At 39.8% G+C, this 3,699-nt stretch carries 4 protein-coding genes and 1 pseudogene; all 5 read left to right on the top strand.

What is annotated here, in order from left to right; all coding sequences use genetic code 11:
• The first annotated feature begins 186 nt into the window (after positions 1–186).
• Positions 187–777 (top strand): LemA family protein, encoded by a 591-nt coding sequence (locus tag ACE01T_RS17225; RefSeq protein WP_395519759.1) that lies wholly within the window; start codon positions 187–189, stop codon positions 775–777.
• A 30-nt stretch (positions 778–807) separates the two neighbouring features.
• Entirely contained in the window at positions 808–1,860 is a 1,053-nt protein-coding gene (locus ACE01T_RS17220) for a TPM domain-containing protein (RefSeq protein WP_395519758.1), read from the top strand.
• Positions 1,851–2,411, top strand: a complete 561-nt coding sequence (locus tag ACE01T_RS17215; RefSeq protein ID WP_395519760.1) for a TPM domain-containing protein — start codon at positions 1,851–1,853, stop codon at positions 2,409–2,411. The genes ACE01T_RS17220 and ACE01T_RS17215 overlap by 10 nt, the downstream gene beginning before the upstream one ends.
• 318 nt (positions 2,412–2,729) lie before the next feature.
• Positions 2,730–3,101, top strand: a pseudogene (locus ACE01T_RS17210) (hypothetical protein); the annotation flags it as partial.
• Positions 3,102–3,245: 144 nt separating this feature from the next.
• Positions 3,246–3,530 carry a DUF2384 domain-containing protein gene (locus tag ACE01T_RS17205; RefSeq protein ID WP_395519757.1) on the top strand — a complete coding sequence of 95 codons (285 nt, stop codon included), beginning with the start codon at positions 3,246–3,248 and terminating at the stop codon, positions 3,528–3,530.
• Positions 3,531–3,699: the final 169 nt, after the last annotated feature.

Genomic DNA, 3,699 nt, shown 5'->3' with positions numbered 1-3,699 from the left:
TTGGTTTTGGAAAAAAAGAAGAATTTAAGAAAGTGCTAGCAATTTTAAGAAAGAAAAAGCCTGATAGGACAAGGATCCTATGAAATTTGTCGTGTACAGAGAAATAAATTAAACAAAACTATAGCCAAATATGTTTACAATAAAAATATTTAAACAAATACAAATAAATAATAGAGGAATAGCACAATGAATTTTATCAGAAAAACCGCAGCGACAGTGGTGCTGGCAAGCACGCTAAGCTTAACCGGCTGTGGCTATAATACTTTACAGGTGAAGGATGAAGCGGTAACGGCTTCCTGGGCTGAAGTGCAGAACCAGTATCAACGCCGTGCAGATTTGGTACCCAATCTGGTGAATGTGGTAAAAGGTTATGCCAAACATGAAGAACAGGTCTTAACAGAAGTCACTCAGGCACGCGCCAATGTTGCAGGGCTAAAAGTGGATAAACAAGTGCTGGAAGATCCTGCTTTATTCCAGAAATATCAGGAAGCACAGGCCCAGATGACCAGTGCATTGTCGCGTTTAATTGCGGTATCTGAAAATTATCCGGACTTAAAGGCGAATGAGCAGTTCCGTGATTTACAAGTACAGTTGGAAGGGACTGAAAACCGCATTGCAGTGGCACGTAACCGTTATATTGCCTCGGTTCAAGACTTTAATGCCTATTCACGCCAGTTCCCGCAAGTCATGACGGCTAAAGTGATTGGCATGAATCCAAAACCGAATTTCAGTGCTGAACAGGGTGCACAAACAGCGCCGAAGGTAACATTTGATTAATCGGGTGGCTATATAGAAAAGGATGCGCTTATGTCTGCTCCAGAAAAGAAAAGCTCTCTTGCGATTGTTTTGCAACTGCTGGTTTTGTGGTGTGCAATATTGTGCAGTTCATTCGCTTTAAGTGCAGAGGCAGCAGCCACGGATAATGAAGATGCTGTCATTGCAGGGAAGATCATTCAGGAGCAACAACAAACCCAGCAACAGCCGTCAGCACAGCCAAAACTAAAACAGCCGCAAATTGCCAATGATATGGCAGAAGGCGAGTCTATTCGTGGACTGCCGACTTTAAATGAGCCGGTTGTGGATCAGGCCAATTTACTTAGTGCGGGTGAAAAGCAAGAGATCAGCCAACGGATTTTCAAGCTGCATGAACAGGGTAAGGCGCAAATTGGTGTGGTGATTGTCCCGACCACAGGTCAGGAAGATATTTTTGATTTTGCCATGCGGGTGGCTGAAAAATGGCAACTTGGCTCTGCAAAACAGGATAATGGTCTACTCATGGCGATTGCGGTGAATGATCGGCGTATCCAGATTTTAACTGGCTATGGTCTGGAAGGCGTGCTGCCTGATATTGTGGTAAGCCGAATCATTCGAAATCAAATCACTCCTTATTTTAAACAGGCCCAATATGCCCAAGGCATTGATGCTGGACTTGCAGAGATTGAACGGATCTTAAATATGGACCCTGAGGTTGCAGCCAATGCAGCCCAGGAGTTGAAAGAACGGCAAGAAAAAGCCTTGCATGAACAGCAAGCAAAACAGAAAACCTTGAGTACCGCCTTATTTATTTTAATTGCGGGGATTATTGGTTCATTTATTGTGGGTAAGCCTCTCAGTGCTTCTACAGCAGCTGTTGCGGGTACGGTGGCTGGACTGGTCAATGGGGCTGGCTTAATTACCAGTTTGTTGATTGGAATAGGCATCTTCTTTTTACTCATCACTGCAATTGCACAAACCATTTTTCAGCTTGTACTTTCATCTGCCGGTCGTGGGGGTGGTAGAGGAGGAGGTGGTTTCGGTGGCGGTGGATTTAGTGGCGGCGGTGGCGGCTTTGGTGGAGGAGGAGCATCAGGATCATGGTAACAACAGATACGACAGAGATTGTCACCCAACCTAAAACAGAAGAAGTAAATCAACCCAGTTTTAAGCGCTGGTTAAAGCATTTTTTATATATGCCTGCAACCAAACGCTATTTTTCCAAACAGGATCAGGCAGCGATCGCTCAGGCGGTCGCCGAGGCCGAACATGATCATGTGGGCGAAATCCAAGTCGTAATAGAAGGTCATCTTCCTGTAAATCAGGCCTATTTTCAAAATACTCGCATGCGTGCTCGCCAGCTGTTTGCAGAACTTGGGGTATGGGATACTGAATATAATAGTGGTGTACTTCTTTACATCAATTTATGTGAAAGAAAAGTTGAAATTGTAATTGATCGAGGGATAAAAACCGCCACTCAGCAAATAATCTGGGATGAAATCTGTAAAAATATGGTTGCTCAGTTGGCTCAGGAACAGTTTAAAGTGGCTGTCATAACAGGTGTGATGAATATCGGTGAAGTGCTTAATCAATTTTATGCTCAATCCATTCAAGAGCAAAATAATGAATTGGGGAATAATCCCATTATTTTGGGTTAGAAAATAGGTGGATTAGTGACACAAAGTGTCACTTTTTTACTAAAAAAACATTAAAACTACGTTGTAACAATTTTATTTTTTTAAAGTGCTGTTTTTTCTGTCAATTTTATTATAATCAGTTTTGGCACAGTTAGTGCTAAATATAAATTAGCTTACAAAGCTTATAAATAAACAAAAACATTTGTGGAAAATGTTATGAAATCTATGCAAAAGGGTTTTACTCTTATTGATACTCCATAAGTGTCCATATAAAATGAACAATCCATAAGTTAGTCGATATGGACATCATTAAAGTAGATCATAAATAATAAGCCAACTATGAAGCATAGATATTACTTCAGCCTTCTTTTGATACTCTCCTCGTTTAGCCATGCACAAGAATTAGACTTGATTCAATATTCAGATATTTCGACAGTTCCTCAAATTGCTTCTAATCAAAAAATCCAAACAGAACTTCAAGCATTGTTAAAACATGATTACCCAAAATTCCAAGCTAATTTTGAACATTATTCAGCTCCTTATTTATTGAAAATAGACAAAGCTTTGTAATATGAAGGTAGGTCTGCATCTAGTTTACATGCTTCATCGGCTATTGTTTTTAAAGATCGACGATTGTTTGCTGCAATTTATTTTGCTGAAACTAAGGCGCTAAAATATTTCAAACAAGCGAAGTTCAAGGAACAAATCAATTTTAGGATATTTATAATTTACTTTGAATCCCATTGAGATTGTTGGCAGTACGCTACGTTATTGAAAGACTTTAATGCTTCAGTTGGTATGGTATTGTTAGATTTAAGGCTTGATCGATTAAAATATAGAGCTTGAGGTGATGTTATGACGTTATTAGCACAGCAGACTACATCAGATGTTGTGTTGGGAAAAGCGGTACTTCGGGCTGCTGAACAACTCCATCTTAGTCGGTCTCAGCTTGCAAGAATGCTAGGTATGGATGTCGTAGCAATAACTCAATTGCAAAATCAGCCTGAATTAGATCCAAACTCTAAACAGGGTAAATTAGCACTATTGCCGATTCGTCTATATCAGGTTTTGTATGCTTTGACTGGTGATAAGGCTTGGATGAAGAGTTTTTTAAGAGAGGTAGCCCACCTATCAAATTGAAACGCTGAATGGCTTGATTTCTGTCCTTAATTTTGTTGAAGCGCTGAGAGAGAAGTCGTGATGCACGATTACTTTCATTTGATTAGTCAGTAAATTATTGTTTTGACAAGCCATCATAAGGTAATAAATCAGATTAGATAAATATATAACTATCTGTAATTATTATAAT

This window comes from Acinetobacter uliginosus (genome assembly GCF_044130295.1).
GTDB lineage: Bacteria > Pseudomonadota > Gammaproteobacteria > Pseudomonadales > Moraxellaceae > Acinetobacter.
This window is presented reverse-complemented; position numbering and strand designations above follow the sequence as displayed.